A 22967-nucleotide genomic window follows, 5' to 3' on the forward strand; every position below is an offset into this window, starting at 1 on the left:
GTTGCAGGCGCTCGGGTCGATTTGTCCGGTCGGGCATGTCTGCGGTAGTTGATTCACCTGACTTTGATGTTGTCCCGACGACACGGAGCGGCCTGCCCGCAGGGTAGAACAGAAGCATGCGCCTGCTGCGTATCAAAGGACGAACCATACAAAAGCAACTGACCCTGCTGCTGTTCCTGATCACCAGTCTCGCCTCAGCAGTGAGACCAGGAGACGTCGCACCGGACTTTACGCTGAATGACCCTTCGGGAAAAAAGGTCACCCTGAGTGCACTTCGGGGCCAGCCGGTCGTCCTCACGTTCTGGGCTACCTGGTGTCTGGTCTGCAAAGAGGAACTGCCCGAACTGAACCAGGAAGCGGCACGGGCCAAGGTGAAGAACATGTTCGCCGTGAGCGCAACCGATACGCCCAAAGCTGCCCTGGACTACTTCAAGCAGGCCAAACTGGGCGCCATCACGCCGCTGGTGGACGCACCGAAGGCCAAAGGCCCGGGCACCGGTGCTGGCGTAGCCAAGTCGTACCGCATCATTGGCCAGCCGGTCTCCGTATTCATCGATTCAAAGGGAAAAGTGACGGCCGTTCACTCGGGTTATCTGCCCCCTGAACAATTCCGCGTGTACCTGAAACAGATCCGCCCCTGATGACGGACTCACCCGGCTTCCTGTTTGCCTTCGGGGCGGGGTTGTTGTCGTTTCTGTCGCCTTGTGTGCTGCCGATGCTGCCCGCCTATCTGGGATTTCTGACCGGTATGAGCCGTGGCGAGCTGGCCGGACCACAGGCCAGGCGGCTGGCGCTGAGCCACGCCGTGGCGTTTCTAGCCGGGTTCAGTGTGGTATTTCTCGCCCTGGGCGCCCTGGTAGAATCCGCTGCGGTGGTGCTCACGACTTATGGAACGCCGGTCCGGGTCATCGGTGGCGCCATGGTGCTGATGATGGGCCTGTTTACGCTGGGGGTGCTCCGGGTCAATGCCCTGTATCTTGAGCGCCGCGTTCAGCTGAAAAGTAAGCCTGCAGGATATCTGGGCAGCGCTGTCGTTGGTCTGGCGTTTGCAGCTGGCTGGACCCCATGTATGGGGCCTATCCTGGCGGGCGTGTTATTCATGGCTGCTCAGCAGCCTGCCCTGGGAGTGCCGTTGCTCCTGACCTATGCGCTGGGATTCAGCGTGCCATTTCTGCTTGGAGCCTTGTTTCTGGAGCGCGTGCGGGCACTGCACCGGTTCACGCCCAGGTTGGAGCGGGCGGGCGGGGCCTTGATGGTGGTCGCCGGCATTCTGCTGATCACCAACGGATTTGCATGGATCAGCCGCTCGCTCGTGAATGTGGTGGGGTTCCAGGGGTTCTGATTGCCGCCTGAAGTCCAGAATTGACCTGCAATGACGTCAGGAGCTCAGGGACTTGAAACTGGGAATCTGCCCGTTGTCAGGGGCCTTCTGAACCGTCGGCGGCGTGAGGTAGCGGCAATCTGCAGAAGCAAAAGCGCAGCCACTTGGTATCTCACTGCTCAAACCCGGCAAGCTCGATGCCCGCGAGTGGGAGGTCATCAAGCGACACCCCGGCATCGGCTACGAAATGCTGCACCACATTCCCTCGCTGCCCGCCACCACCCTGGAGGTCGTGCTGTACCACCACGAACGCTGGAACGGAAGCGGCTACCCCAAGGGACTGGCGGGCGAGGACATTCCTCTGGCGGCGCGGGTATTCGCGGTGGTGGACGTGTACGACGCCCTGACGAGTGAGCGGCCAGACAAGAAGGCCTGGACGCACGAGGACGCCGCGGAGCAACTGCGTAAAGAAGCCGGTGTGCTGCTCGACGCACGGGTCGTTGCAGCTTTCCTGCAAGTCCTGACGTAGCGCGTGGCTGAGCAAGCAGGCTGGTGATTCGCCACGAAGATGGCTGGAGCTCGTTCCTCATTTGGGTATGGGTACTGCCGAATCACAGCGAGGTCTCCCGTGATCCACAAACGCGTCGTTTGGATGACGCAGGAATGCCCGCTGGTGACCCGCTCAAGCGGTCATTCGGACAACCAGCCGGGGAACCAAACGGCAGGACCGGGGCGGCCCATCAAACCCGTTGAGAAGGCTAAGCAGCAGGTGCCCCGCTTCCGCACCCATTCGCTCGACCGGCTGATGCACGGTAGTCAGTCCGCGCGCGGCCGCCCACGGATGGTCATCAAACCCGACCACCCGCAGATCCTTCCCGACCTGCACCCCGCGCCACTCTGCTTCATCCAGCAGCACCGCGGCAATCTGGTCCGCTGAAGCGAAAATCGTGCACGGAAACACCGCCTGGTCCAGCAACGCGCAGACCGTGTGGTAGATGGCCAGCGAATCGAACCCGGTAAATGTCTCGCCTCGTACGGCCCGCCCGGCCTGGGTAAGTGCCTCGTGGAAGCCGGCCCGCCGGTCCTCGAACACGCGGGTGGGGAGCTGCTCGTCAAGGTCAGCCTTCACCCAAATGGCGTACACGTCACCGGGTTGGGAGAGGGCATGCTGAGCGGCCAGCTGTCCACCCAGGTGGTTGTCGACGTACGCGCAGTCCAGGAGGTGCTTTCAGGCTGAGCGGCAGACCCAGGTGGCGCCCACCATGGTGACCGACAGTGACCCTGCCTCGTGCATGCTCCGCACCGTCGCTTGCATCGCCGCTACCGAGGTGTCTAACCGTCCGGCCAGCGTCCGGACCGTCTGCGGCCCCACGGCAACTTCCTGAACAATCCTGGGCATCAGATCCGGAGGCACCAAGGTCAAATCAATGGGCACCGGGCGCCGGTAGAGGGTGGTCCCTGCCTGAGGCACGATTTCGAGGTGACCCTGATCCAGGAGCATGGCTGTTGCTGCCCGTGCGACAGGTCGGGTGACCGCGCACCCGTCCATGATGTCTTTCTCCTGTACCTGACGGTCAGGCCCGATCAAGGCCAGGACCCGCTCAAGCAACTCCGGCGAGACACCCTCAGGACGCTGGAGTGGACTCAGGGGGCCTTCCCATGAGCCTCACCTGAACCGGACGGCCGAGACGAAATGGATTTCATATGCTCCCATTCTGACAGCTCAAGCATCCCCCGCCGACGCACTGGACGCGGGTGAGCAGGTAGTGGGTGCGGAAGCTCTGTTGCGCACGTCGAGATGGTCAGGGGGTGATCCGGACGATGCGGGGATCGGGTTGGCCCTGAGAACGCCAACATAAGTGGCCATCCTGGAGCTGTGATACGCGTGCGGATTCAGAGAGGGCGGGCTCCTGGGGAGCCTGTGATGTACCTCAGTGTCATTGACTCACCCGAGTCCGGTGGTGCTCGCGTACCGGGTCCTTCTAAGGATTCCTGGTGGAATTGGAGACAGACGGAGGCGCCCATCGGTACTCCGGGAGCGGCGCCGCCACCTCAGTCAGTAGCGCATCCCTTCCGCCGGCCAGGATCACGCGTCTGATCATGGGTGCAACGGCGCTCACTGCTGGCACCCTGCCTAGGCGTGTGCTGGCGCGGGATAGGAGGAAGGAGGGTGAGGTTGGCAGAGAGGATGTGCAGGGTCATGTCGTCCATCCATCTAACACCGCGTTTGCTCTGGCCCAGACTGTTTTTCCCTTGTGAGGGATTCCGGTATCCCAGTTCATGAACAGGACTGAACACGACAGCGCACAGGTGTAGCAGTTTAGAAACGGTCGCTTTCAATCTGCAACAGGACGACACCGTCAAGGCTGTCCCCACGAGCCTCAAGCACGTCACTTGGGCAGCGTAAACGCAAAGGTCGCGCCCTTACCGGGCACCGCATCCGCCCAGACCTGCCCACCATGACGCTCCACGATCCGCCGCACATTTGCCAGGCCCACACCAGTTCCCTCGAACTCGTCTGCGCGGTGCAGCCGCTGGAACACGCCGAACAGGCGCTCCGCATATCGCGGGTCGAATCCAGCACCGTTGTCTGCAACGAACACCGCCCACGCCTGCGGGCGCTCTTCGGCCCATACGCGAATGACCGCGCGGTCCCGGCGGCTGGTGTACTTCACCGCGTTGGACAGCAGATTCATCAGCATCAATTCCAGTGTGCCGCTGTCACCCTGCACCACTGGTAAGTTCCCAATCTCCCAGGCTACCTGGCGATCGGTGTTCTCCAGGTCAAGATCCTGCCGGACTCGGTTGACCAGCCGCTGAAGATCAACGGGGCCGAGCTGAATTGGTTGCATGGACGTCCTCGAGAGGGTCAGCAGGGCGTCGATCATGGTGTTCATGCGGGTCGCCGCGTTCTCCGCGGTGGAGACGTATCCCGCGGCCTTGTCGTTCGCTCCGGTGCTCAGGGCGCGCCGTGCCAGCCCCAGAAAGCTGAACATGTGCCGGACCGGCGCGCGCAGGTCGTGAGACACACTGTACGAGAACGCATCGAGCTCGCCGTTCGCCCGTTCCAGCGCACGCGTCCGTTCCCGCAGCTCCTCCTGTGCAAGCCGCTGTTCGGTGATGTCCGTGAGCACTCCGACCCATTCACGGAGAAGGCCGGCGTTGTCCAGCACTGGCACCGCCCGGATCTCCATGAGACGGTACACCTCGTCGTGCCGCCGCACCCGCGCTTCGCCTTCAAACGTCGTTCGCGATTGGTATGCCTGCGTCCATCCCTGGGTGATAGCGTCCCGGTCTTCAGGGTGCAGCGCCTCCGCCCAGCCCCACCCCAGGTGCGCCTCGACGCTTTGGCCTGTGTAGGCCCGCCAGGCGGGCTGGTCCGTATCGAACGCTCCGCTGGGGGGCGTGGTCCAGACGATCTGGCTGGTGGCTTCCACCAGGGACCGGTAGCGGGTTTCGCTCACCCGGGTCAACTCGTAGAGCCGCGCGCGTTCCAGCGCCTGCGCACACACCGTGGCGACGGAGGTCAGGAAGCCCCGTTCCGCATCGTCAAACGGGTGGTCGCCCTCAAATCCAAGACCCAGCACGCCCGTCACGCGGTCACTGACCACCAATGGTAGAACTGCAGCACGCCGCAGCTCCGCGTCACGCAACGTCGCGAGGTCCGGGATACGCTGCGGAATCTCGTCACCGGTAAGAAACAAGGCCTCACCGGTACGGGCAGCTTCTGCCACCGGCAGGGCCGAGTTCAGCGGCACCTGCGTGAACCAATCCGCCATAAGCGAGCTGAACCCGGCTTGCCCCCAGCTCTGAAGGTGTGCGCCCGTCTCATCCAGACCCAGCACGATCACGGCGCGCGCACCCATCAAATGCTGCGCCTCGTTCAGTACGACCTGCGCGACCTCCTCAGGCGTCAGCACGCCCGCGAGCCCCCTCGTGAGCTGATGAAGGCCCGCAGACCGCGCCTGCGCACGCTGAGTTTCGCTCAGGTTCCGGGGGTACACCGTGAACAGCCGGGTGCCGACCGTTGGAAAGGCATGCATGGCCAGCTCGCAGGGAAACACGTGGCCATCACGGTGAAGGGCGTTGACCTGCTGATCAAAGACGTACACCTCGTCTACGCCCAGGGCACTCTCCAGGTGCTGCGCGTATGCGGCGCGGTCCGGGAGGGGAATGATCAGCTCACTCAGGGTGCGGCCCACGGCCTCGTCGCGGGTGTACCCGAAGGTCGTCTGCGCACTGGCATACCACTCGACGACCCGCCCGTGCCGGTTAATGATCATGTGGAGGCGACGCTCACTTCCGAGACGCGATAGGAACGCATAGGCTGGTGGATTCTACGGCTTTGGGAGGCTTCACGCACGTGACACTAGTGGTCTGCTGTCCGCAGCCCTTCGGTCCTAAAGCAGCGTCATGCTTGGCTGAAGTGGCATTCACCTCTGCGCCGTCTCACGTTCGTTCCAGCGAAGACAACTTCCTCCCCGTGCTCAACTCCCGCGCACCCGCACCGGCCTAAACACAGGTACCGACGGTCATCCCAATCGAAAAAGGCGGCTGATTGCCGCCTTTGATGTTGCAAATTATACCCCGAGATACAGGCACGCGCAACGTATGCATCCCGATTCCCCGGGTCTTGCTCTGGCCTTACGAGAGACTCGCCGTTGGGCAACCCTGGCCCAGATCCGGCGTTCAGAAATCGGCGAGTTCGGTGGCCAGGTCGTTGGCCGGCACATCGACGTACGCTTGGGTGGTATTCACGTTGGCATGACCCAGATGGTGTGCCACACGAACAAAATTCCGCGTCCGTCGGTACAATAAGGTGCCGTTGTATTTCCGAAACGCATGAAAGCCCGCCCAGGGGAGACCTCCTGTTCCATCAGGCGCCGCAGGTGGTAGGCCGCACCGGACCGGTGAGCAAAGGTGAACAGGCAATCCCCCTTGCCCTGGCCAGCATGTGCCTGAAGGACGTCAAGCAGACTGCCAGAGATGCCGACGATGCGGCGCTTGCACCCTTTGCCCTGGACAGTCAGGCGGCTGGCGAGGTCCACCTGGCTCCAGGTGAGCGTCAGCGCTTCCTCGATGCGTAGCCCTGCATGGGCTATCAGAAGGATCAGGACCCGCAGGTCAGTGCGCTGCTCCCGTTCCGCGGAGGCCAGCGCCCGGTGCACCACCGTCTCGCGATGCGGAGGCCGCCGGGTGATCGCATCAGTCCGGTCCCGGGGTTGCGGCACATCCTCAAAGGGATGGGCTGTGGTGACTTCTGCCAAACGCAGCGCCGCGTACAGGGCGTTGGCGGCCGCCACCCGGGAGCGGCCCTTCTGACCGGGCAGCGCTGATGCTCCGGCAAGGTCACAGCACTGAAGTCAGGCTGAGCTCACCCCAACGTTGTAAAGGTCCATGGTCGCTACTCCACTACTTTTTCTGTTTAGGCTTGTCGGCTGCGTTTGCAAGAGCAGAGGCCGCTACGCTTTTGACCTTTGCCGCGCTTTTCGGGTTGCTCAGCAGTTCGCTCGCTTTCTTCGCGACCCTAGGCGAAGTCGTTCCCGTTTTTTTCTTCGTCATGACATAGGTTAGCTCCTACACCCTGTGCAGCATTGGATCAATCAACATGGGTTAATTTTTCTGGTTCCACAAACGGTGCCACAGCGCCAAGGCCGACCAATGCTTTCAGTGAAGGCTTCAACACCCCAAACATCCATGAAGCTGGAGGGATTTTCCGCAACAACATGGACCACTACCATGCAGGAGGAACTCTCCAGGCCTGCACTGAACACAGTGTGCCTTGGGAGACCACCTGGAACGATCTCGTTCCCGGGAGATGAGGAGTGAAGTATGCCTGCAGGAAAAGTGAAATGGTTTAACGCGGAAAAAGGCTTCGGATTCATTGAAACGCCCGGAGGTCCCGATGTCTTCGCGCACTTCAGCGCGATCTCGGGGAGCGGCTTCAAGAAGCTGAACGAGGGTGACGAGGTGGAGTTCGAGCTTGAGGAGGGCCAGCGGGGCAAGGGTCCGCAAGCCAAGAACATCGTCGTGACGAGGGCCGCGCCAGCCGCTGCCTACGGCGACCGTCCCCAACGCCGCGACGACCGCTGGTAAGCCCGAGCGTGAACAAGAGAGCCGATTCAGGCTCTCTTGTTGTCTGCTCTTCCTACAACCGGAGGGTCACCTGAACTCCATCCCTTCGCAAGCGAGCAGTATCGTTCTCTTCAGCGCATCTGCCTCACGTGTTAATGATCTGAAGCTGCGCGACAGTGGTGCCGTGCGAAGCGGCGATGCCCGATAAGGTGTCGCCGCGCTGAACGGTGTAGGTCGCAACGTTGGAGGCCCCCCGGCGCAGGACCGGCGCCGGGGGCGGCAGGGTGTTCCTGAGGGGAATTGGGCTGGCAGCGGGAATGACGTTCACGGCTGGGGCGGGAGGACGAGGTTGCGGCGCGGCGAGCGCAACGCAGAGGGTAAAGGGAAGCAGACTGCCCAGCCGACGGTGTAGTCGTCGCTCGGGTTGTAGCCCTATTGTCAATTTGAGCCTTCAACCAGACAGACCCTACGCCTGGGGCGCGTAGCCGAGCAGAGCCTTGACCTCCAGAAATTCGCTGAAGGCAAAGTCTCCCCATTCGCGCCCATTGCCGCTCATCTTGTAGCCCCCGAACGGCGCCATCAGATCAAACGCGCCGTTGAGCACCACCTGTCCGGCACGCAGTTTGGCCCCAACCTTGCGGACTTCCATGAGGTCGGCGCCGCTGACATAGGCCGAGAGGCCGTACTCGGTGTCGTTGCCAATCTCGACGGCCTGCTCGACCGAGTCATAGCCGAGAATCACGAGGACCGGCCCGAAGATTTCCTCGCGGGCAATGGTCATGTCATTGGTCACGTTCGCGAAGACGGTAGGCCTGACGTAGTACCCCCGCTCCAGCCCAGCCGGCCGGCCGGGTCCCCCGGTCACCAGCGTGGCGCCCTCATCGATGCCGCGCTGGATCAGGCCCTGAATCTTGTTCCACTGCATTTCGGAAACTACCGGCCCCAGCATGGCGCCGCTGTCCGGCGCGCCGACAGTCATCTGTTCGGCGGCGGCGCGCGCGCTTTCGATGGCCTCGGCCATGCGCGGGGCGGGCACCAGCATGCGGGTCGGAGCGTTACACGACTGGCCGGAGTTGTTCATCACCGCGCGCACTCCGCCCGTCACGCTTTTGGCAAACAAGTCGTCGTCCAGCACGATATTGGGGCTCTTGCCGCCCAGTTCCTGATGCACCCGTTTGACCGTCGGGGCAGCGTTGCGGGCCACCTCGATCCCGGCGCGGGTGGACCCGGTGAAGGACACCATGTCCACGTCCGGATGGCTGGACAACGCCACACCCACGCCGGGACCGTCACCCTGCACCAGATTGAAGACGCCCGCCGGGACGCCCGCCGCGTTCATGATTTCCGCGAAGATCTGCGCGCTGAAGGGCGCGACCTCAGACGGCTTGAGCACCATAGTGCAGCCGGTGGCGAGCGCGGGCGCCACCTTGCACACGATCTGATTCAGGGGCCAGTTCCAGGGCGTGATCAGTGCGCATACCCCAATCGGCTCCTTGACGATCATGGTTTGGCCGCGTTGTTCCTCGAAGGCGTAATCCTTCAGGATGGCGGCCGCCGTGGCAAGGTGGCCCGCGCCGAGCGGCACCTGCGATCTGCGGGCGAGGGAGGCGGGCGCCCCCATTTCCTCGGAGACGGCCGTGGCGAGGTCGGCCGCACGTTTCTGATACTCGGCGGCCACCCGATCCAGAACCTCCAGCCGCTCCTGCGGGCTGGTCTGGGACCAGGAGGCGAAGGCCGTTCGGGCGGCCCGGACTGCCCGGTCCACGTCAGCGGCCGTACCGAGAGCGACGCTGCCGCATACCTCTTCGGTGGCTGGGTTGAGCACATCGAGGGTCTGGAGTGCTGCCGGCTCGACCCACTCGCCGCCGATATAGAACTTGTGGTATTCGCGCATCTTCTGTCCTCCAGAATCCCGGTCATTGTGGCGTCACCAGGCGGCGGGAATCCGCCCTGGCCCGGACGTAGGGCCGGCGCGCAGTCCTTCCCCTGAAAGGAGGGTCAGGCCAGCAAAGGCGCCCAGGTCTGTATGTCGGGCGTTCAGCGTAGCACCTGTGGGCGACGATAGCCGAACCAAAGTCGTTCGCCCGCCAGCACCCGAAGCCTGGGTTGGCGCCCAGAACCGCTGAGCCTGATGGCGAAAGCACCTGATGAACGGGGAAAACCAGGCGGGGAAGTGACGGGTCCATCGCGGGAGAAGGGAGCGCTTAAATAAGAAGGCCAGCATCGCAGATGCCGGCCCGGACAGTGCCAATGAATTTTCCCGGAAGTACAGCTAGGGCGTGAGTCCAAAGGTGGCGAGCCAAGTCAGGTCGTCCGGGCGATCTACCCGGTATACGCCGCTCGTCCCCGCGCAGGTCGGGTTGATACCGAAGGAAGTCACCCCGCCCACCACATTGCTGTCTCCGATAAAGTTCGGCCCACCAGAGTCACCGAAGCACGTGCCGCCAGTGTTCGAGTTGTTTGACAGAGTCATGTACACGGGGTTCAGGCGAATCAGTTTGGGTTGAGCGACCATACGCTGCCGGACGGCGACGTCTTTCCAGGCGGCCGCTTCGGGGTAGGCTTCCTGCAAGCCGTACCCGACGGTGGTGAAGGTCACCCGATTCTCGCCTGGCCTGGCGGCCAAGGTGTCCAGGATGTTCAGTGATGGCAGTTTGCCGTACAGGTTTCCTGGAGTGGCATACGCAGCGTTCAGCACCACCATGCCCAGGTCGTTCAGGTAGAAGGGACCGGTGGAATAAGCAGGATGTGTGTAGGGCGTGCCGCTGGCTTGACCCACACAGGGGTAGCCGCTGCCGACCAGCGCGTCCGTGCGGACAATATTGCAGGCTTCGGCAGGTGTTTTGCCAGCTAGTGTGGCTGCGCGGTAGCCTGGATCCACAGGTATGGGGCCAGCATCAAACCAGATTTCCACATGTGCGGCGTCGTCAGTGCAGTGGCCGGCGGTCAGATAGTGGGTGGAGTCGACCAGGGTGCCGCTACAGCGGAACAGGGGCGCGCCGCTCGCGTCCTGGGCAACCATGATTCCTACGTAGGGGTGGTCGTTGCCGTCGAGTTCTCCGCCCTTGGTGATCTATGGGCTGAGCAGGGCGCCGTCGGCGGCTGGAGGTGAGCTGCTGAATGCGGACAGGGCAAGCAGGCCAGCAAACAGGAGAATCGCTTGTCGCTTCCTCATATTCTCTCCCTCTGCCGGCCAGACTGGAACGAGATGACCCCGAACTGGTCAAGTCACGCCGGCGTGATGATGTGATATTTTATACTTTATTTTTATCTTGAGTCACGCGGGACCGGCTCCAAGCCATCTTCGCCCGGACGCCAGTACCATGAACTTTGAGTGGACTGCAACTCCCCAATGGTGCAGAGCCTGCCAGCCGGGTCTACGAAGTTGCCTCGGATAGAGGCTGACAAGGCGACGATCAGTTCTGGAAGCGATTTGGAAAATCCATGACAGTGTGCTGCCCTACAGAGCACTTGCGCCCGTGGAGGCGACTCTACGACGACCAGTGGGCTGCGCCTGCCAGACTGGTTAGAAGTTCTACCGTGTTATGGCGTGCGGTTGATGGTCACGTACACGACCTTTCCGCCTCCAACCCCGTACCGCTCGGCAGGCGCCCACCGCAGCGGCACTTCCCGGCCAGCCGCCACACCGTCCGGACGCAGATCTACGGTGCGGCCCTCACCGTGTGCTGAGACCAACGCGGCACTCACCAGAAATGCTCCAGGGTTCAGCAGCGGAAGATACCCTGTTTCGGTGAGCGGACGGCTGTTATCCCCCACGTTGCCCGCGCGAATCTGCCGCAGAGTGCGGCGCACTACCAGGTCTGGCGCACCGTCCAGTGACCGGAAGCGCACCTCAAGCAGGGCGTCTTCAGGGGTAATCGCATAGTCTTCCAGGACCAGTAGCACATTGCCAGGGTAAGCATTTGGCGCATTGATGTGCCCACGAATCACAGATGATGGTTCCGGGGTGAGTGTGGGAGCAGGCGTGGGGGACATCGCCGGTGTGGGGCGCTGACTTTGTGGCGCTGCTGCGGCAGCGCCCTCCAGGTGGGCATGCACGTTGAAGATGGATGTCCCCGGAGTGCTTTCTGACGGACGAAAGTTCACGGTCACCGCAGGGCGCCGCGCGCTGCCGTCCAGGCTGAGAAGAATGCCCTGGGCCGCGCCCGCTGAACGGCTGACCGTGGCCGTCACCGAATACACACCCAGCGGTACGTCGTGCAACAGCTGGGTTTTGTCCAGGTCAAAGCCAAGTCCCTCTTCAGTTCGCAGATGCTTGACCGTGCGGCGCAGGGTCAGCGTCCGGCCTTCAGACCCATCGGCCAGGCGGCCCACCGGCATGAGCCGGAACGTGAGGACGGTACTTTGCTGATCAGTAGTTGGTCCGTCACCCGTCAACAGGACCCGGATGATCTGACCGTAGTAGCTCACCGGATCGCGGGGATTTCCGGACGCGTTCGTCTCGGCGGGTTTAAGACCGCTGAGGCGCAGTTCGAAATTCCGTACCAGCCCGCTCGTGTTGCTTGACAGCACCTCGAAGTTCCGTTCTAACGGATGCAGACGATGATCGACCACGCCCTGCGCTGTTTTGAGCGGTGCAAACGCGTTGCTGACCCGGTACAGCCCACCCGCAGGCAGGGTGACCGCATAGACGCCGTCATTGCCGGTCCGGGCAGTTGTTCTGAACTCTGTTCCCGCTTTCGTGAACCCAAAGATGTTCACACGGGCGCCGGCCACGGGTCTCCCGGTGGTGGTCTTGACAGCACCGGTGAGTTGGCCGGGCCGAGCCTTCACTGGAAGGGCCTCGGCACTCAGACCCAGTCCAGCACCCAGGGCGAGAAGTCGAGTCAAAGCCACGATTGAGAGGGCACGCACGTCTATAAGTGTAGGCCGATCGAGGCAGTGAAAAACTCCAGGCCTGCGGGACATGACGAACCGTGTTGATACCTATGCAATGTGCGGACAGACGCAACGCTCCACTTTCCAAATGTCCGGATGACTTGTGAGGGCAATGAACTTCAGGTTGTATGCGAGGACGCCCAACGCGACCTTCAGCCGGAGGCTTAGGAACGTCTTGACCTGTCCCCAGCGCAGTCCCGCCCCCACGAGGACAGAGAAGGCGGACTCGATACACTTTCTTGCGGCACCGTACTCCTCTTTCCAGCGCGAATCAACCCTTCTGGCATTCACCTTCGGTGGGGTCAGGCAGGTTCCGGACTGATAGCCCTTATCGCCAATCTGCTTTGGTCCTCCATAAGAGGGCCAATCTCGATTCATCTCGCACAGCACGGTGAAATCGTGCTGGTTTGCCGGACGAATCTCGTACTTCGCGATCTTACCGTTCAGGGTGCACCAGGCATGCAGCTTGAAACCGTAGACCGGTCCAGCAGTGCTGAACCCATAGCGGGCACCACGGAATTTGCACCGGGGGAAGTGCTTGAATGTAGACACAGGAAGGGGCTGCGAATCGACGGCAACGAAGTCCAGTTCCTGAACTGCAGTGGCCGGCTGCTCGTTGACAGGGGTCAATCGGGCGAGGCGGATGCGGGCCTGGGGCTCGGACAGATAGTGTGGAAAGTGGTTGAGTTTGAGAAAGCGCCACCAGCGGCTGAAATACGGCATCTTGTGCAGCTTCTGAAGCAGGGCCACCGCCAGCAGTTCTGCGTCGGAGACCTTCTTGTGTGAATGAAGCAGTTTCGGTCGAACGTGAGGCGCGATCTAGCGACTGAGTATGGTGACAGCGGTGGAGAGCGGCAGTAAAGTGAGATCGAGACGGGCAATAACACTGTCCCTTTCGCATTTTTTGCCCTATAGGTCAACCCCTGTTTCCGGTAAATAATGGAAAGACTCGCTCCTTTCCCCGTCCCTTATAGTCATCGCCAGATGAACGCGTTCCCGCATCACTCCATACGGCGCCAGGACCACACGTGAGAAAGCTGCTTCTCCTGACCGATCTGCATTACCAGGCGAACAGCCGGACCTACGCCGCTGAAGACCTGTACCTGATGGGAGAACTCCAGAAGTTCTTTCAGGTCGCCCTGTGTCATCCAAAACACAGCGAGGCATTTGAGGACAGCGCCGACGTGATTCTTTTCCGGAATGCCGGTCCAGTTGCAGGGTACGCACGTGACTATGAACTGTTCAGAGCAAGGATGGCCGCAAAAAACAGCTTTGTCTTCAACTCTCTGGACGGTCAGGGCGACATGAGGGGCAAGCAGTACCTCGTGGATCTTACGAGGCAGAACTATCCCGTTATTCCCACTGTGGACCGTCTGGAAGATCTGGATCTCCTGCCGGACAGTGACCGGTACCTCACCAAGCCCAGGAACGGCGCGGATTCGCACGGAATCAGCGTCATGACCCGGCATGAGCTGTCAGCCCTCCAGGGTATGCCGGAGGGAACCCTGATTCAGCCGTGGGTCGAGTTTGAGTACGAGGTGTCGTTTTACTATCTCAATGACGTGTTTCAGTACGCGCTGTACGCCCCGGACAATGAGCGGCGCTGGGCCCTTGAGCGGTATCTGCCGTCACCGGAAGACCTGGAGTTCTCCAGCATGTTTATCGAATGGAATGCCATGAAGCGCGGTATTCAGCGTGTGGATGCCTGCCGGACAACAGAGGGTCGCCTGCTGCTGGTAGAGCACGAGGACCTGAACCCTTTCCTGTCCCTGGACCTGCTGGACGAGGAAACCCGGCAGAACTTCGTGGATTCGCTGATTGAGGCGCTGAAGTCACTTGCACCGGAAGTCGACTGACAGGCGCGCAGGGGTTCTCGGACAGATTCGGTGGCTTGATCACCTGTTGGAGTTGCTGGGTGTAAATGGCGCATATGTCAGGGCTTGACGTGACCTGTCGTCAGTGTGCACGTCATACGAGGCTTCAGTGGCAACGGAGCAGCTCAAGGATAACGAACGCAGGCGATGGGCATTGGAGCCGTCCCTGAGCGGGGTCAAGGTCCGACGGCAGGCCCCTGAGTCTTGAATTGTGCTGCATCCTGGGCCTGGAATCCAAAGACCAACCCAGCAACAAGTACGGCCACGATGCCCGGGATGAACGCCCTGGCGGTGTGGTGTGACTGAGGGAAAAGTGTAGGCATCCACCCCCTTACGGTTCGGCCTGAACAGGAGTTCCCCCGTGCCGCAGGTCTGCACTCTCCGGCCACGACCTGTAATGGAATGCTGACGAACGCACAAAGGGAGCGCCAAGGTGCTCCCTTTATCGGTATGAGAGGTGCGCTCCAGACAACCGCCGTTTTTAAGAGTGATGTCAGGGTCAGGGCCGTATTCTGAATGAATGTTCCTTGCCCTGCGCCTGCATGCCGTGACCCTTGCCCAGGGTCTGGCGTGCGGCCCGGGGGTTCAATGGCGGAGGCGTGACTGCTCTGGCGCCCTGGCCGCATTCAGTGGCAGGTTGCATCAGGACGGTCTTGTATGATTCCCGAAGAGTTGCGTGTCCTGATCGTGGATGACGACGAGAGCGACGCCTTTCTGACGGAGGAGTTACTGCTGGAGATTGAAACCTGGTCGTGCCGGGTGGACTGGGTCAGCAGCGCGCACGAGGCGGAGACGCACTTCCGGGCTCAGATGCACGACGTGTACCTGATCGACTACCGCCTGGGAGCCAAGAGCGGGCTCGATGTGCTGGACCTGCTCAGGGCCTCCGGGTGTTCTGCCCCAGCCATTCTGCTCTCAGGGGTCGACAACCATGGGGTCGATATAGCCGGCATGCGTCTGGGCGCGGCCGACTACCTCGTGAAAAGCGGACTGAGTGCGGTGGTGCTCGAACGCGCGTTGCGTTACGCCCTGGAGCGCTCTCGCCTGCTGCGGGAGGTGCACCAGGCGCGTCAGGAAGCCGAGACGCTGTTCACACTTTCGGTAACCCTCGAGCGGTCCAACCGGGTTGAGGATGTGATGCGCGAGGCCTGCGCCCTGCTGGGCAGCGCGGTGGGGGTCGACGCCCTGCTGCTGTGGCAGGTGCGGGACGATCATGCTTTTCTGCTGCGCCTTCACGGCGAGGTGGGCACCGATTTTCTGGAGTACCGGCAGCGGGGCGTTCCCCGCTCCCCGGCCTTTATCTGGCAGGCGGTTGATGAGCACCAGCCGCTGTACGTTGAGCACGCTGCGGCCAGCCCGCTGGTCCTGCCGCTGTACAAGAAGGCCGGAGTCAGGAGTCTGGCGCATCTCCCTGTGGAAGTGAACGGCAAGGTATATGTGCTGTCCTCCCTGCGTCTGGGCAGGGAGCACTGGACCGTCGACGAGCGCCGGATGCTGGAAGCCGGAGCCCGGAGCATTGGCGTGGCCCTGGAGCGAAGGGAAAACCTGGAATTGCTGGCCACCGCTGCGTCGACGGATGTACTCACCGGGCTGGGAAACCGCCGGGCGTTTGATCAGGCGTTCGATGTGGCTCTGAACAGCGCGTCGAGGCATGGCGTCGAGGTCAGCGTGGTGTCGTTTGATCTGGACGGTCTCAAGGCGGTCAATGACCACGAAGGCCACGCCAGGGGAGATGACTTTCTGCGGGCATTTGCGCAGACGATGCGTGAAGGGCTCAGGCGCGAGGACCAGCTCTACCGCGTGGGGGGCGACGAGTTTGCGGCCATCTTGAATCACACGGGCGCAGCCGGGTCCGGGGCGGTTCTGCGCCGGGTGCGCAGGGCCGTCGACGCCCTGCGGGAGGCGGGCTTTCCGCAGGCGGACGTGAGTGCGGGCATTGCCTCGTACCCTGCGGAAGCCCAGACGCCAGGTGACCTGCTGCGCCTGAGTGACGAGCGGATGTACCGCCAGAAGGATGCCCACCGGATCCAGCAAGCCAAACGTTCGTGAGTCGAGGAGGCAGCGGCAAGCGCCCGCTGCCCATGCTGCGCCTTCATGTGTCTGACCAGACCGTACATGTTGAGCACTTCCGTGGTGCTTCCGGTTTTCAGGCGGGATCCATCGGTAAGGTGATCAATCCCCGGAGGCCAAGGAACGTCAGCACTGCGAGGAAGATCTTTGATCCGTAGAGATTCCACTCCGGCAGCGGCGGCGTACGCGTCAAGCTGGGCCTTCCTGAGGTCGGCGTAACTGTCAGGGCTGCCCGCGCAGCCGGTCCAGCGCCCGTCGCAGGCCCAGACCTGAACGAAGCAGACGTTGAAGTCACTGTACCTGTACCCGGCGTCGATGTAGCTGCCGTCCTGGGTTTGCACAGCCGCGTGGTGGGCAGGTCGGCGACCTTGATGATCTTCTCCCCGGATCCGAAGATCACCGCGCTCCTGCTGGCCGAAGCGTTGCCGAGCCCGCCGAGCAGCAGCACGGTCAGGCTACCTTCAGCTCACCCAGTGCCAGTCCAGCAGGTAGGCCGTGAACTCGCGAAGCATGAGTGACGCCGTCTCGCGGTCCTCGGCATCCAGCCCGCCCTGCCAGGCCGCAGAACGTTCGTCCGTCAGTGCGCTCAGCGGTGCGGCGCCGCCCAGAAAATCGTCCAGGTCCTCCAGCAGGGCTTCAAAGCGGGCCCGGTGCCAGGGTTGCTGGCGGGTGACCTCGTTCAGAAAGTCCTCCGCAGCGTGCTCCAGCCGTACCGTGCGTCCCACGATCCAGGGAGCCCTGGAGACCACGACACTCATGCCTGGCCCCTCCAGCCGGGGAAGCCCTCAATAGCCACCAGCGTGGGGCGAGGAATACGGGTCCCTTCCCTGGCGGCAAAGGTGCTGGTGAGCTTGTCCAGGCTCTCGCTGTCCTCGCCCGGGTGCTGCACTGCCAGAAACAGCGTCCTGCCGTCCGGGCTGAACACCGGGCCAGTCAGCTCAGCGTCCACCGGCCCGACGGCGAAGCGGTAGGCCTTGCCGGCATTAGGCCCCTCGGTGGGAAAAAAGAACATGGCGTTGTTGCCGTGAAAGGCCTTGATCGGATTGGTTCCGAGGTCGCTGTTGTCGGTGACCATCCAGAGGTTGCCGTAAGGGTCAAACACCAGGTTGTCGGGGCTGGCAAAGCCGCTCTGTGGCCCACCGTAGGCGAAGACCTCCCACAGGAAACTGGTGGCTGCCGGGTCACCTTCCTTTTCGCTCCAGCGGATGATCTGGCCGAAGAAGTTGCCGTGGCGGCTGTTGTTGGTCAGGGCGGCATAAATGTCGCCGGTGCGGGGATGGACTTCAATGTCTTCCGGGCGGTCGACCGGAGTGCCACCCACTGCCAGCGCCGCAGCCCGGGCGTCGGCCAGCACCTCGGCCTGCGAGGTGAACAGGGGCTTGTCGCCTGCTTTGGCCTCTCTCAGCTTCGAGTTGCGGGCATAGTCGAGCAGCACCCAGCTGCCGTTGCCGAAGTTGGCCACATACAGGTCGCCGTCCGCCAGCAGCTCACGGCTGGCGTTCCGGTCGGCCGGGTTGTACCGGTTGCGGCTGACGAATTTATAGATGCATGAATCCTGCATATCGTCGCCCATGTAGGCAACCACGCGGCCGTCACGGGCCAGGGTAACGGCCGCGTTCTCGTGGCGGAAACGGCCCATGCCGGTGCGCTTCTTGGGGGTCCAGGCCGGGTCGAACGGATCGATTTCTGTGACCCAGCCCTGATGGATGGCCTCGTAGCCGCTGCCCTCCCAGGACTTCTGATAGCCGTCAACGTTCTCCTCGCAGGTCAGCAGGGTGCCCCAGGGCGTCTGTCCGCCCGAGCAGTTGCCCACGCTGCCTTTCACCATCGTGGCTCCCTTCACGACGGCCGAGCCGCGTACCGGTCCCGTCAGTTCGATGGGAGTGAATGCATCGATACGGCGGTTGCGCGGGTCCATGACCATCTTCCACTCGCGGCCTTCCCGGCGCACCCGGACCACGCTAACACCGACGTCCTGCATCTCGGCCTGGATCTGCTTCGGGGTGCGTGCTTTGGTGTCTCCACCCACAAACATGGGGTTGGCGTACTCGTGGTTGATGGTCAGCAGGGCTTCGGTGCTGCTCTTTCCGCCCTGAAGCATGTCGATGGGGAAATACCCCACGTAATCATGGTTAAAGCCGATGGTCCGGCCGTCTGGCGTGAAGGTCTCTCCCCAGGGGGCCAGGACCTGATAGCGGTAGCCGCGTGGCAGCGTCAAGGCATCGGCGCCCGTGGGATCGATCGGCGTGAAGGGCGGGAAGGCTCTGGGCTGCACCTTCTGAGGATCCGTCGTCACCGGCGCGCCATTGTTGGCAGACGCCTGCGCGTCGCTGAACGCCACCGGCAGGCTGACTGCAGCGGCGGCGCCGGCAACAGTGCCCAGGGCGCTGCGGCGGGTGATCTGCTTGGACAGCAGGCGGTGCCAGATACTTGTTTCGACCGGTTGTTCCGTCATGGCCTGCATGCTCCTGACCTGTCGTCAGCCCAGCGTCAGGGCCGCCAGCCCGGCTTGCCGGTGAGCTACGGTGGGCACATGCAGATTCCGCAGCGCACTGCCGAAGTGCTGACCCATGCTGTCGCTCAGGGCCTGCCTGGGGCCGCCCTGGGCGTGGTCGACTCCGAGGGACGGCGAGACACGCTGGTTCTCGGACACGCCCAGACAGTTCCCGAGCCGGTCAGGCTGGATCAGGAGATGTGGTGGGATCTGGCCAGTCTGACCAAGCCGCTGTTCACGGCCCGACAGGTATTGCGCGCCACCGGCGAGGGGCGGCTGGACCTGGATGACCCGCTGCAGTCACACCTGCCGGATCTTGCCTGGATGCAGGGCAGTGCGCTCAACACCCGCACGCTGCGGCAGCTGATGACCCACACCGCGGGCCTCCCGGCCTGGGCCCCGATGTATACCTGGGGCGACACCGGAACCATCCGCGCCCGGCTGCTGCAGGAATCCTGGCAGATCGACGAACCCGGCGAGGTCCGGTATTCGGACCTGGGCTACCTGCTGCTGGGCCGGGTCCTGGAGCGCGTGTACGAACAGCCTCTGCGCGACTTCGGCCTTCCGGATGGCCTGACCTTCACGCCGGTCCCTGAGCGCAGCGTGGCCACCGAACGCTGTGCGTGGCGCGAGCGCGTCCTGCGCGGCGAAACCCATGACGAGAACGCTGCGGCGCATGGCGGCGTCGCTGGACACGCCGGGCTGTTCGGCACTCTTGGTGGAGTGCTGGCGCAGGCAGAAGCCCTGCTGCGTGGAACCTGGCTGAGCCCGGCGGCTCAGGCCGCCGCCATACGGTCCCACGCCCCAGGCCGCACTCTGGTATTCGTCCAGGCCCAGCCCGGCTGGAGCGGAGGCAGCCTGACCTCGCCCGGGGCCTTCGGTCATACAGGGTTTACCGGCACGGGTCTGTGGGTGGACCCCGAGCACCGGCTGGCCTGGGTGCTGCTCACCAACCGGGTGCATCCCAGCCGGCACGCGGGAACGGACATCCAGGCGCTGCGCCGCATGGTCGGAAATACCCTGCTGGGAGGCCTGACCTCATCCTATTGACGCGGGCCACTGGGTACACTTGCACAGTGAAACACAACCTTTTCCTGAGCATGCTCGCGGCGCTGGCCCTGGGCAGCGCCTCTGCCGCTCCATTGACCGTTACCGTTCTGCACACCGACGACCTTCACGGCCATCTCGACCCGGTCAAGGTCGGCGAGAACATGTACGGCGGCTATTCCCGTCAGGCCACGCTGCTCAAGCAGTTCACTTCGGCTGACCCCAACCCCCTGGTGCTCTCCGGCGGCGACACCTTCCAGGGAACCCTGTTCTACAACGTCTACAAGGGCCTGGCCGATGTGCTGTTTATGAACTACATGGGCTATCAGGCCATGGCCGTCGGCAACCACGAGTTCGACGATGGTCCGGCGGCGCTGGCCCGGTTTGCCCAGAAAGCGACCTTCCCGCTGTTGGCCAGCAACATCGACGTGAGCACTGAACCATTGCTCAAGGACCTGATCAAGCCCTACGCCGTGCTGACCGTGGGTGGTCAGAAGGTCGGCGTGATCGGGGCCGTGACCCCTGACCTGCCGCTGATCAGCAGCCCCGGCCCCAACGTCAAGATGCTCGAGCTGATGACCAGCCTGCGGAACAGCGCCGAGGCGCTTAAGGCCCAGGGCATCAACAAGATTTTCCTGGTGTCGCACCTGGGCTACACCCTCGAGCAGCAGGTGGCCGCCACCGTGCCGGGCATTGACGTGATTGTCGGCGGGCACTCACACACCCTGCTGGGCACCTTCAACAACAAGGACTTCCCCAAGTCTGAAGGCCCCTATCCGACCGTGGTGCCCAACCCGGACGGCAACCGCACCCTGATTGTCGCGGCCTGGGAATGGGGCAAGGTCCTGGGACGCATCAAGGTCAACTTCAATGACGGCGGTGCAGTCGACAGTTGGGAAGGCAACCCCGTGCCGGTGACGTCCGATATTGCCGAAGACCCCACAGCCCGCAAAATGATCCAGACCCTCAGTGTGCCGATCGCCAACCTGCGCCAGCAGGTCGTGGGCCAGACCACCACCGGCCTGAACGGCGCCCGCGAGGTCGTGCGCAAGCGCGAGAGCACCATGGGCAACCTGCTGGCCGACGCCGCGCTGGAAGCCACCCGCAAGGCCGGGGCCGTGATCGGGTTCCAGAACGGGGGAGGCGTGCGCGCCAGCATCGACAAAGGTCCCATCACCTTCGAGGAAGCCATCACGGTGCAGCCTTTCGGCAACACCATCAGTGTGCTCGACCTGACCGGGGCACAGATCCGCGCCGCCCTGGAGCACGGCGTGGCCACCTGGAGCGAGAACAAGGGCCAGTTCCTGCACGTGTCCAAGGGCATGAGCTACACATTCGACCTGGCGCGGCCTGCCGGCAGCCGGGTGACCAGCGTGACCCTCAACGGACAGCCGCTCTCGGACACGCAGGTGTACAAGGTGGCCATGAATAACTTCACCGCGGGCGGTGGAGACGGCTTTACTATGTTCGCGGGTGCCCGGCGCCTGGACACCGGCACCCTGGACGTGGACGTGCTGGTCAATTACCTGAAGGCCAACAGCCCGGCTGACGCCCGGAACGAAGGCCGGATCGTGATCCTGAACGAGCCCAAGTAAGACGGATTGAACTCAGGCCAGTGACCGCGCCGCACCCGAAAGGGCGGCGCGGTTCGTTGGTTCGGCCCTGGGGATCTGGCGTCAGGAGTATGCGGGTCAGGGACGAGCCGCCTGCAGGCTCACGCCACCCAGCCGCCTACTCCTCAGGAAGATCCGCTGCCGGCAACCTCAGGCAGAAGGTGGTGCCGTCGGGGCCGGTGCTCTGAACCTCCAGGCTGCCGCGCAGCTGGGCCGCGATCCACTGGGCGATGGACAGGCCCAACCCCGCGCCGCCGGGCTCACGCTGCCGGGCCGGGTCAGCGCGGTAGAAGCGCTCGAAAATGTGGGCCTGTGCCTCGGGCGGAATGCCGCTGCCCTGGTCCTTGACCGTCAGCAGGACATCGTTGCCCTCCTCGCCAAGACAGACCGTGACGGTGCTGCCTTCGGGGGTGTACTTGGAGGCATTGTCCAGCAGGATCAGGAGCAGCTGTTTCAGTCGGTCATGGTCACCCGACACCATGTAGGGCCGGTCCTCCGCGCGCAGGTCCAGATTCAGTCCTGGGGCCAGCAGGCGCGCGTCCCGCAGGGCTTCCAGTGCTGCCGCCCGTAGAGAGACCGGGCGGCAGGCCAGCTGCACGCCGGCGTCGCTGCGGGCCAGCAGCAGCAGGTCCTCGACCAGGCGGCTCAGGCGCGACGTTTCCCGTTCAATGTCGCCCAGCATCTCCTCGCGCTCGGCGGGGTCCAGGTGCGGGTGACGGCGCAGCAGCTCCAGGTTGCCGCGCATCACCGTCAGCGGCGCGCGCAGCTCATGGGAAGCGTCTCCGACGAAGCGCTGCTGGGATTTCCAGGCGGTTTCCAGGCTGTCGAGCATGCCGTTGAACGTGATGGCCAGCCGGCCCAGCTCATCGCGGGTGCCGCCAGTCTTGACCCGGCGTCCGAGGTCACGGCTCTGGGCGATGGCGCGCGCCGCCCGGGTCAGGCGGTCCACCGGGCGCAGCGCCGAACCGGCGACCCACCAGCCGATGAGCAGCACGGCCAGCACCGAGAGCACCACCAGCTGGATCAGCAGCCGGGCGAGCGCACGTGCGCCCTGATCCAGCCGGCCCAGCGGTGTCAGCGCCTCCACATAGCCGATGGTGATGTTGCGGGGGGAGTCCACGCGCACCACGTAGCGTCGCCAGCGCTGGCCATCGACCATCATGGTGCCGAAAGCGCCGTTGGGACTGGGCGGGACGTGGGCGCTCGTGAGCGGCAGGGGCAGCAGGTCGAGGTATGCGGGCGGCGCCGGGGCAGAGAGCGGGCGCTGGGGCCGGCTCTCGGGCAGCCCGGGGTCACTGGGTGAGCGGTACATCAGTTCACCTGTGGGGGCGTAGCTGCGCAGCACCATGACCGTACCGCCCTTGGTCGGCACGCTGGTGTCGGTTTCAAACGCGTAGGACCGGCCGTAAGTGCGCATGCCGGACTCCACCAGCTGGGCACTGACCACCAGAATGCGGTCGAGCGCCAGAAACTGCTCGGTCACTGAGGTGGTGTAGCCGACCAGCCCCACCGCCATCAGGGTCAGGGCACACAGCGTGCCGTACCACAGGCTCAGCCGCAGCCGCAGTGTCACG

General features: G+C 63.4%; 20 protein-coding genes and 2 pseudogenes. 8 read left to right on the forward strand and 14 right to left on the reverse strand.

Translation table 11 applies throughout. The features are described 5' to 3' along the window. Positions 1–116: 116 nt before the first annotated feature. From DEIDE_RS14980 to DEIDE_RS14990, 3 genes are all read left to right on the forward strand, one after another. Positions 117–641, forward strand: a complete 525-nt coding sequence (locus DEIDE_RS14980; protein WP_012695171.1) for a TlpA family protein disulfide reductase — start codon at positions 117–119, stop codon at positions 639–641. Continuing rightward, positions 641–1342 (forward strand): cytochrome c biogenesis protein CcdA, encoded by a 702-nt coding sequence (locus DEIDE_RS14985; RefSeq protein WP_012695172.1) that lies wholly within the window; start codon positions 641–643, stop codon positions 1340–1342. The genes DEIDE_RS14980 and DEIDE_RS14985 overlap by 1 nt, the downstream gene beginning before the upstream one ends. 154 nt (positions 1343–1496) lie before the next feature. Next, positions 1497–1850: an HD-GYP domain-containing protein gene (locus DEIDE_RS14990; RefSeq protein WP_083764295.1), complete on the forward strand. Its 354-nt coding sequence runs from the start codon at positions 1497–1499 to the stop codon at positions 1848–1850. A gap of 153 nt (positions 1851–2003) precedes the next feature. On the opposite strand, the gene DEIDE_RS14995 is transcribed toward DEIDE_RS14990, so the two are convergent. The 5 genes from DEIDE_RS14995 to DEIDE_RS19405 form a co-directional block, all read right to left on the reverse strand. Beyond that, positions 2004–2450, reverse strand: coding sequence for a substrate-binding domain-containing protein (locus DEIDE_RS14995; RefSeq protein ID WP_242403012.1), 447 nt, complete (start codon positions 2448–2450; stop codon positions 2004–2006). Between the two features lie 99 nt (positions 2451–2549). Continuing rightward, complete coding sequence (locus tag DEIDE_RS15000; RefSeq protein ID WP_012695176.1) at positions 2550–2870, reverse strand: hypothetical protein; 321 nt, start codon at positions 2868–2870, stop codon at positions 2550–2552. Between the two features lie 841 nt (positions 2871–3711). After that, positions 3712–5604, reverse strand: coding sequence for a PAS domain-containing sensor histidine kinase (locus tag DEIDE_RS18210; protein ID WP_012695177.1), 1893 nt, complete (start codon positions 5602–5604; stop codon positions 3712–3714). A gap of 471 nt (positions 5605–6075) precedes the next feature. Continuing rightward, positions 6076–6624, reverse strand: a complete 549-nt coding sequence (locus tag DEIDE_RS15010) for a tyrosine-type recombinase/integrase (RefSeq protein ID WP_012695179.1) — start codon at positions 6622–6624, stop codon at positions 6076–6078. A gap of 109 nt (positions 6625–6733) precedes the next feature. Beyond that, positions 6734–6883 (reverse strand): hypothetical protein, encoded by a 150-nt coding sequence (locus DEIDE_RS19405; protein WP_193589579.1) that lies wholly within the window; start codon positions 6881–6883, stop codon positions 6734–6736. A gap of 270 nt (positions 6884–7153) precedes the next feature. On the opposite strand from DEIDE_RS19405, the gene DEIDE_RS15015 reads away from it, so the two are divergent. Continuing rightward, positions 7154–7417, forward strand: coding sequence for a cold-shock protein (locus DEIDE_RS15015; RefSeq protein ID WP_012695180.1), 264 nt, complete (start codon positions 7154–7156; stop codon positions 7415–7417). A 124-nt stretch (positions 7418–7541) separates the two neighbouring features. On the opposite strand, the gene DEIDE_RS19670 is transcribed toward DEIDE_RS15015, so the two are convergent. The 6 genes and pseudogenes from DEIDE_RS19670 to DEIDE_RS15040 form a co-directional block, all read right to left on the reverse strand. Then, positions 7542–7724: a LysM peptidoglycan-binding domain-containing protein gene (locus tag DEIDE_RS19670; protein ID WP_041227865.1), complete on the reverse strand. Its 183-nt coding sequence runs from the start codon at positions 7722–7724 to the stop codon at positions 7542–7544. A gap of 138 nt (positions 7725–7862) precedes the next feature. Continuing rightward, the gene (locus DEIDE_RS15025; protein WP_012695181.1) at positions 7863–9290 is read right to left on the reverse strand and encodes an aldehyde dehydrogenase family protein; all 1428 of its coding nucleotides are present in this window, start codon (positions 9288–9290) and stop codon (positions 7863–7865) included. Between the two features lie 198 nt (positions 9291–9488). Further along, positions 9489–9620 (reverse strand): annotated as a pseudogene (locus tag DEIDE_RS19925) (IS701 family transposase); the annotation flags it as partial. Positions 9621–9668: 48 nt separating this feature from the next. Next, complete coding sequence (locus DEIDE_RS15030; protein ID WP_012695182.1) at positions 9669–10418, reverse strand: trypsin-like serine protease; 750 nt, start codon at positions 10416–10418, stop codon at positions 9669–9671. Between the two features lie 521 nt (positions 10419–10939). After that, positions 10940–12271 carry a carboxypeptidase regulatory-like domain-containing protein gene (locus DEIDE_RS15035; protein ID WP_242403013.1) on the reverse strand — a complete coding sequence of 444 codons (1332 nt, stop codon included), beginning with the start codon at positions 12269–12271 and terminating at the stop codon, positions 10940–10942. 72 nt (positions 12272–12343) lie between these two features. Then, positions 12344–13177 (reverse strand): annotated as a pseudogene (locus DEIDE_RS15040) (IS982 family transposase). Between the two features lie 146 nt (positions 13178–13323). On the opposite strand from DEIDE_RS15040, the gene DEIDE_RS15045 reads away from it, so the two are divergent. Then, complete coding sequence (locus tag DEIDE_RS15045) at positions 13324–14151, forward strand: hypothetical protein (RefSeq protein WP_012695185.1); 828 nt, start codon at positions 13324–13326, stop codon at positions 14149–14151. Between the two features lie 675 nt (positions 14152–14826). After that, entirely contained in the window at positions 14827–16218 is a 1392-nt protein-coding gene (locus DEIDE_RS15050; protein WP_012695186.1) for a diguanylate cyclase domain-containing protein, read from the forward strand. A 482-nt stretch (positions 16219–16700) separates the two neighbouring features. Here DEIDE_RS15050 and DEIDE_RS15055 read toward each other — a convergent pair whose 3' ends face one another. Together DEIDE_RS15055 and DEIDE_RS15060 are read right to left on the reverse strand one after the other, a co-directional pair. Beyond that, positions 16701–16997, reverse strand: coding sequence for a hypothetical protein (locus DEIDE_RS15055; RefSeq protein ID WP_041227866.1), 297 nt, complete (start codon positions 16995–16997; stop codon positions 16701–16703). Further along, the gene (locus DEIDE_RS15060; protein ID WP_162485692.1) at positions 16994–18694 is read right to left on the reverse strand and encodes a PhoX family protein; all 1701 of its coding nucleotides are present in this window, start codon (positions 18692–18694) and stop codon (positions 16994–16996) included. The genes DEIDE_RS15055 and DEIDE_RS15060 overlap by 4 nt, the downstream gene beginning before the upstream one ends. A 78-nt stretch (positions 18695–18772) precedes the next feature. On the opposite strand from DEIDE_RS15060, the gene DEIDE_RS15065 reads away from it, so the two are divergent. Together DEIDE_RS15065 and DEIDE_RS15070 are read left to right on the forward strand one after the other, a co-directional pair. Then, on the forward strand, positions 18773–19783 hold the full coding sequence (locus DEIDE_RS15065; protein ID WP_041227867.1) for a serine hydrolase domain-containing protein: 1011 nt from the start codon (positions 18773–18775) through the stop codon (positions 19781–19783). Positions 19784–19833: 50 nt separating this feature from the next. Further along, positions 19834–21375 (forward strand): bifunctional metallophosphatase/5'-nucleotidase, encoded by a 1542-nt coding sequence (locus DEIDE_RS15070; RefSeq protein ID WP_162485715.1) that lies wholly within the window; start codon positions 19834–19836, stop codon positions 21373–21375. A 136-nt stretch (positions 21376–21511) separates the two neighbouring features. On the opposite strand, the gene DEIDE_RS15075 is transcribed toward DEIDE_RS15070, so the two are convergent. After that, a complete protein-coding gene (locus DEIDE_RS15075; protein WP_012695191.1) occupies positions 21512–22966 on the reverse strand; it encodes a sensor histidine kinase in 1455 nt (484 codons plus the stop codon). Between the last annotated feature and the right edge of the window lies 1 nt (position 22967).

The sequence above is a fragment of the Deinococcus deserti VCD115 genome (assembly GCF_000020685.1).
In the GTDB taxonomy this organism is placed as follows: Bacteria; Deinococcota; Deinococci; order Deinococcales; family Deinococcaceae; genus Deinococcus; species Deinococcus deserti.